Origin of the sequence: Mesorhizobium silamurunense (assembly GCF_014843905.1) — a bacterium.
In the GTDB taxonomy this organism is placed as follows: Bacteria; Pseudomonadota; Alphaproteobacteria; order Rhizobiales; family Rhizobiaceae; genus Mesorhizobium; species Mesorhizobium silamurunense.
Genome location: NZ_LPVS01000067.1, coordinates 90,154 through 96,744 on the forward strand (window position 1 = coordinate 90,154; position 6,591 = coordinate 96,744).

Consider the following 6,591-nt stretch of genomic DNA (forward strand, 5'->3'; position numbering starts at 1 on the left):
TAGCCTTCCGTCCGGAATTGCGTCAAAACAAAGAGATAGAGCGGTTCTGCGTTTCCGTGAAACGATGAACCGCTCTAGGATCCGTCGTCTGTTTGATCATGCCCGTTTCCGAAACCAGGCCCCATTTTTAGGAACCATGTTCGATACCTCTCGCGCAGGATTTGCGCCGAGTGACGCGCGCCTTCCAGATCGAGGCGATGCGCGGATGGCCTCGGTCTCACAAGCGCCTGTTCGATCGCTTGCGCCAAACCTTCAGGCGTTAGGTCCTTTTCCATCAGCACCGTTGCAAGACCGAGTTCTTCGAGCATCAGGGCGCGAACCGTTTGTTCGGTTTCCCCGCCGGCTGCAAATGGAACAAGCAGGGAGCGACAACCCGCGCGCAGGACATCGCAGACCGTGTTGTAACCCGCCTGCGAGACTGACAGGCGGGCGCCGGCTAGCAGGCTGGCGAAATCCTCGCGGAACCGAAAGATGGACAGGCCCGGCGTGGCATCGCGTGCGATCGCGTCAAACTCGTCTTTCGGCAGGTTTGGGCCGGTGATCAAACACCATGTCCAACCGTTGTTGGCATTCCGCGCCGCTGCGATGGCGGAGCTGACAAGGCTCTTTCCGGCAGCCCCGCCGCCAACCGACACCAGAACGTCGAAGCGCTCGGAGGCCGCGGGCGATGGCGGCGCGGCAACGAGCCCTGTGTAGGTGACCTCGGCCCTGATCGCCCCAGCCAGTGGAAATGTCTTGTCGATGGTTGCGAAAGCCGGATCGCCGTGGACCATAACAAGGTCGAAATGCCGGTTGATGAGATCGACCGTTTCCTCATTTCGGCCCGGCTTGACGCGCTCCTGAAGGATATCACGGACGGACGTCGCCAGCAGCGGTCTGGGCGACGTCGCGTCGATGGCCTCGATCAGCGGCAAGAGTTCGAAGCGCATCTGCCGGCGTCCAAATGGAAACGCCTCGACAACGACGATATCAGGCCTGCAATCCCGGTATGCCTGCAGCAGCATCTCTGAACGCCGTTTCTTGAAATCATCGTCGATGGGTTTGCCCTGCAGGTCGACAAGTCCGGAAAATCCTTCATCACCGGAGGTGACAGGTGGCAGGGTTACAGATTTTACCCCAAGTCCCGGAAACCCCGCCATCGGCGCTCCGCCGGTCACGACGGTTACGTCGAACCCGTCATCGACCAGAGCCGCCGCGATGCGGCTGGAGCGCGCGAGATGGCCGATACCGAGCAGGTGCTGGACATAGAGGAAGACGCGCTTCAATCGGCGGCCCGCCACTCGCGCTCGAACAGTTCCTTGAGCTGTCCAATGCTTGCCATATGATCGAAATTGCCGCGCACGCGCCGCTCTGCGGCGTCGCCGAGGCGGGCGCGCAGCACGGGATCACGGATCAGGCGCTCCAGCGCCTGTGCCAGGGCAATTGGGTTTTCCGTCGGAACCAGCAGCCCGGTTTCATCCGGCGATAAAAGCTCCGGCACGCCGGAAATATCGGTCGACACGCAGGCAAGCCGCTGGCTAGCCGCCTCCACCAGAACATTCGGCAGACCGTCCCGGTCGCCATTTGCGGTGATCCTGCAGGCCAGGGCGAAGATGTCGGCGCGGCGGTAGTGCTGAAGCACCTCCTCCTGCGCAAGCGCGCCTTTCCAGGAGACGCGACCATTCAGCCCGAGCTTTTGCGCAAGCGCCTTGAGCCGTTCTAGTTCCTCGCCGCTGCCGATATGCTCAAAACGCCACGCCAAATCGCCAGGCAAGAGGGCAAGGGCCTCCAGTAAGGTATCGTAACCTTTCTTTTGAACGGCGCGCCCGACACTCAGAACGATAACCGGTTCGTCCGGCGCCGAGCCGTCATGCTGTTTTCGCGCCTCGCCGAAACTGCCGAAGCGGTCAAGGTCGAGCCCATGATAGCTCAGATGCACAGACGAGTTGCCGTTGGAGAGTTCTTTCAGACGGTCGAAGCCGGTTTTCGTGCAAGTAACCGTCCAGCGCGCCGAGGCAAGCTTGCCAGCCAGATCCCAGTCCGCCGAAGTCCAGATGTCCTTGGCATGGGCTGAGCAGCTCCAGGGCAGGCTACGAAGCTGGCTGGCATAGCGCGTCACCGATGCCGGCGTATGTGCGAAATGTGCATGCAACCATCCCGCGCCTTCCGGCCATTCGGCCGCCAGCACAAGCGCTTGCCCGAAGCGGCGCACGCGATTGCGCGTAAAGTCGCGGGGGATATCGGTAGCCAGCGATCCGAGCGCGCGCCAGAAGCCCGGCCGCAGCAGATGAGCAAACAGCGAGCGAACCACGCGCAGCGGCTCTTCATGCAGATATTCCGGCAGATAGTGGACGGGCGCTTTGATCTCGTCATGCACGGGGTGGCGTTTTGCGTCGGTCGGCCGCCTGAGCGCGACGAGTATCAGCTCGAACCCCGCACGCTCCAGACCGAGCAGTTCCTGCGCGATGAAGGTTTCCGACAGCCGCGGATAGCCCTTCAGAACCACCACGATCTTGCGATGTTGCAACTCAATTCAGCCCTTCAATGACCGAAAGGTGATGGCCGGCCCGCCGGTCGAGCAGTTCCGCGACGATTTCGGAAATATGAGGCAGCCCTTCCAGCGTCAGATGCGGATTGCTCTGTGATGGGCGGGGCCGGTCCGGCAGTACCACCAGTGCATCGGCAAACCGCTGGGAATCCTTGGCTTCTTCCGGCAAAAGCATCTCGATGAGGCCGAGTTCGGCTGCGCGCCGAGCGCGGATCAGTTGTTCCTCACGCGGCTCGACGCGCGGCACGATCAGCGCCGGCTTGTCGAAAGATAGTATCTCGCAATAGGTGTTGTAGCCGCCCATCGCCACCACCGCCTTGGCGCCGGCAATCAGGTCTTCCATGCGGTTGTCGAACTCGATGATCTTGATGTAGGGGATCTTGGACCCCTTCCTGAGCAGCTTGTTGCGCTTGCGCGCCGGCATGTAAGGCCCAAGCACAATCAGCGCCCTATGCTGCAAGTGCGGATCCTGCTGATAGGCATCGATGACTTCGTGGATCAGTTCGGCGCCGTCACCGCCGCCACCGGTGGTAACGAGGATATAGTCGCCCTCGGGCCGGTGGCCGGGCAACTCGTTCCGCTGCAGGCTCCGTTGCAGGAAACCAACGAACCTCATCTTTGCCCTGACAGCCGGCGGCACGTCCAAGCCGGTTAACGGATCGTAAAAATCCGGCGGACCATAGGCCCAGACCTTGTCGTAGAACAGGCCTATCTTGCGCATCACATCCCTGCGTGCCCACTCTGCTTCGAGCAGGTGCGGCGCATCCATCACCTCGCGCAGGCCAAGCACGAGCGTGGTGCCCCGCGTCTTGAGGTAGGATAGCGTGTCCTCAATCTCGCCGCGCAGGCCGAGCGGTTCCTTGTCGACGATGAAGATATCCGGCCGGAAGGTCTCGGCTGTGTGGCGGATGATCGACTGGCGCATCCTTAGCGTCTCATGCAGATCGATATCCTTTTCCAGCGAGGTGTATTCGCCGTTGCGCAACTTTATGACGCTGGGGATCTTCACGAAGTCGACACGGGCGCGGTAGTCGAAGGCGCCAGCGATAGGCGCACCCGAAATGATAAGCACCTGCAGTCCGTGGAAATCCTCGACGAGCGAATGCGCGATCGTCCGGCAGCGCTGCAAGTGGCCGAGCCCGAACGTGTCGTGGCTGTACATGAGAATTCGAGCATCTTGTGCGTGCTGGGTCATTCTTGATCGTCTTTTAGAATTTTGCCTTGAGGACCGTAGGCGACCCCGCAGGCTTCGAAACCATCCTGGGTCTACCGACTTGTTTTGAAACATGAATGCGCAATTTTCAATTTCTATTGCCTAAGAAAGCCCGCAGATCGCCTCCGCATCCGCGAGTTCATATACTCCTATGCACACTGCGCCGACCGGCGCAATGCGAAAGGCCAGATCGCGCTCTTCACTCCAGACCGGCACTTCGAGGTGTACATGGGCGCGCCAAGATCCGAAGCCCTCCATGGATCTACGCTCGCTCGCTGGAATGCCGCCAAGCACCCGGCGCAACGGTCTAGCTCGGAACGATGAAGTCTTGCACCACAACATCGGTTTCTTCAAAGGTAGGGGGAACGACGGCCGTAGATGTCGTTGCTTGCAGATTTGACCGGAAGGTTACGCACGATGCCGCTCATGGTTCGAAGATTGGTAGCCAGGAATCCGGCGCGCTCGGCACGACGTCTCGGATATGCGACCGCGATGTTTGTCCTGATTGCAAGGCCGCTCGTCTTTGGAATCGCCCTCTTGTTGGCTGGTCCCGCACAGGCGCAGGCGCCGACCGTCCCTCCTGAAAAGGTCAAACAGCTATTCGAGCTTCTCGACGATCCGTCAGTCAAGGCCTGGGTGGCTGAACAACGAAATCAGGGCGCCGGATCGACGGGAGCGCCTGCCGATGCAGGAGCTTCGCCGGCCAACGCATCGTCCGATGCCGTGCCCGCACCTGGCCAGATGAATACGATGGCATCCTCGACGCTCGATCGGATCAAGCATCATATCGAAAGAATCGTGCGGACTTTGCCCTTGCTGCCAGGTCAGTTCGCACGCGTTCGGGCAGCGACCATGGACGATATGTCCAGCAAGGGGTCGGCCGGCGTGCTTTTGCTGATCGCGATATTCATCGCTGCCGGCGTGGCGCTCACCTGGGCAACGTACAGGCTCACCCGTCCGTTTCGTCTTTGGATCATCGCGCAGCCGAAGGATACGCCCATCGGGCGGGCAAAGAAGATTGGTGGCCGCACGCTTTACTCCAGCCTGCTGATCGTCTCGTTCGCGCTTGGCAGCGCCGGCGCGTTCATGTTGTTCGATTGGCCAATGCTTATCCGCGAGATCGTGCTGACATTTCTGATGGCTGCAGTCGTTACAGCTGGTGTGCGCATGTACCTCGCAGCCATGCTCGTCCCTTCCTTCATGCAGGTCGAGAACGCCGTCGAGGTTCGTGCTTTGCCGATCACCAACGAAACGGCTGACCATTGGTTCTATTGGATACCTCGGATCGTCGGCGTCTTCGCCTTCTTCGCCGCCGCGTTCATCCTCTTGCCGGGTCTCGGCATCGATCGGGATGGGATGATGGTCCTGTCGGTAGGCGCCGATTTCGTGCTGCTTGTGCTCTTATTGCTTGCCGTTTGGCGTCGGCCAAGAACCCAGCGGGAGGGTGCGAGCCAAAGCAGCGGTCACACGGCAGCGACATGGTTGTTGACGTCCTATTTCGCCGTTTTGTTCCTGCAGCGGATCGCCGGCCTTTATGTACTCTTCTGGTTTACCTTCGCCGCGTTCTTCCTGCCCTTGGCAATCGTGCTGGCGCAGCGCGGGGTCAACTTCGTCCTGCGGCCGGGCTCGGAAGAAGCTGGCCGGCCTACGATCCCGGCGGTGACGATCGCTGTTATCGATCGCGGAATCCGGATGATTTTCATCCTGGCGGCGGCTTATTTTCTCGCGCGTGCCTGGGGTCTGGACATGCAGTCCATGCAAGGCAGCGATACGACGACCACGCTCATACTGCGCGGCCTGATCAATGTCATCGTCATTGCGCTTGCCGCCGATTTCGGCTGGTCGATCATCAAAGCGTTGATCGAACGAAAGCTGGGCATCGAAACACCGCACGCGGTGATGGGCGACGAGGACGTGCCGATCATCGATCCGCAGCAGGCGCGGCTGCGCACGCTGTTGCCGATCATCCAGAACATTCTGCTGGCAGTGATCGTGGTGATGGCGGTGCTGATGATGCTCGCCTCGGTGGGCATCCAGATCGGCCCGCTGATCGCCGGCGCCGGCGTCGTTGGCGTCGCCGTGGGATTTGGGGCGCAAACCATCGTCAAGGACGTCATTTCCGGCGTGTTTTTCCTGCTCGATGATGCGTTTCGTGTCGGCGAATACATTACATCCGGCCGTTATGTGGGAACGGTGGAAAGCTTCTCGCTGCGCTCGGTGAAGCTTCGACACCATCGTGGGCCGCTGTTCACAATACCTTTCGGTGAACTCGGCGCAGTCCAGAACCAGAGCCGAGACTGGGTTACCGACAAATTCAACATCACCGTCGGCTATGACACCGATATCGACTTCGCTCGCAAGCTGATCAAGCGAATTGGCCTCGAGCTGGCGGAAGATCCCGAATTCAAGCACTGGGTGATCGAACCGATCAAAATGCAGGGCGTACAGGAGTTCGGCGAGTACGGCATCGTATTGAGGGTCAAGGTCACAACTAGACCGGGAGGCGCCTTCGGCATGAAAGGCAAATTCTATCTACGGATCCGCCAAGCCTTCAAAGAGCAGGGCATCGAACTCCCGTTCCCGACCGTTCAGGTCCAGGGGTTGCAGGGCCCACATGGGGCAGAGCATGCGCCGTTGGAGATCACACCCGCGTTGAAAATGGCCGTGGCGCAGTCGCACACCAACCGGCGCAGAAGAAAAGCCGGCACAACGGAGTAGGAAGCCGTCACGTCTGCCGGTCACAGCGCGGCTTTCTGCGGCATCCTGGACTGACTGTCGTACAGCAAAGGAATTCAATCCGTTCGCATCGCGCTGGTTTTTTAGTAGGCTGTCGCGTGGCAAGGTTGAGGAT

4 protein-coding genes are annotated in these 6,591 nt (G+C 60.2%); 1 reads left to right on the forward strand and 3 read right to left on the reverse strand.

Annotated features, from left to right (window positions below; all coding sequences use genetic code 11):
• Positions 1–74 precede the first annotated feature (74 nt).
• Genes AU465_RS18370 through AU465_RS18380 form a run of 3 tightly spaced genes read right to left on the reverse strand, consistent with a single transcriptional unit; the run spans position 75 to position 3,722 of the window.
• On the reverse strand, positions 75–1,265 hold the full coding sequence (locus AU465_RS18370) for a glycosyltransferase family protein (protein ID WP_210325150.1): 1,191 nt from the start codon (positions 1,263–1,265) through the stop codon (positions 75–77).
• Positions 1,262–2,506, reverse strand: a complete 1,245-nt coding sequence (locus AU465_RS18375) for a glycosyltransferase (protein ID WP_192250733.1) — start codon at positions 2,504–2,506, stop codon at positions 1,262–1,264. The genes AU465_RS18370 and AU465_RS18375 overlap by 4 nt, the downstream gene beginning before the upstream one ends.
• A gap of 1 nt (position 2,507) precedes the next feature.
• A complete protein-coding gene (locus AU465_RS18380; RefSeq protein ID WP_192250736.1) occupies positions 2,508–3,722 on the reverse strand; it encodes a glycosyltransferase family protein in 1,215 nt (404 codons plus the stop codon).
• A gap of 510 nt (positions 3,723–4,232) precedes the next feature.
• Here AU465_RS18380 and AU465_RS18390 point away from each other — a divergent pair.
• A complete protein-coding gene (locus tag AU465_RS18390) occupies positions 4,233–6,458 on the forward strand; it encodes a mechanosensitive ion channel family protein (protein WP_192250739.1) in 2,226 nt (741 codons plus the stop codon).
• Positions 6,459–6,591 lie beyond the last annotated feature (133 nt).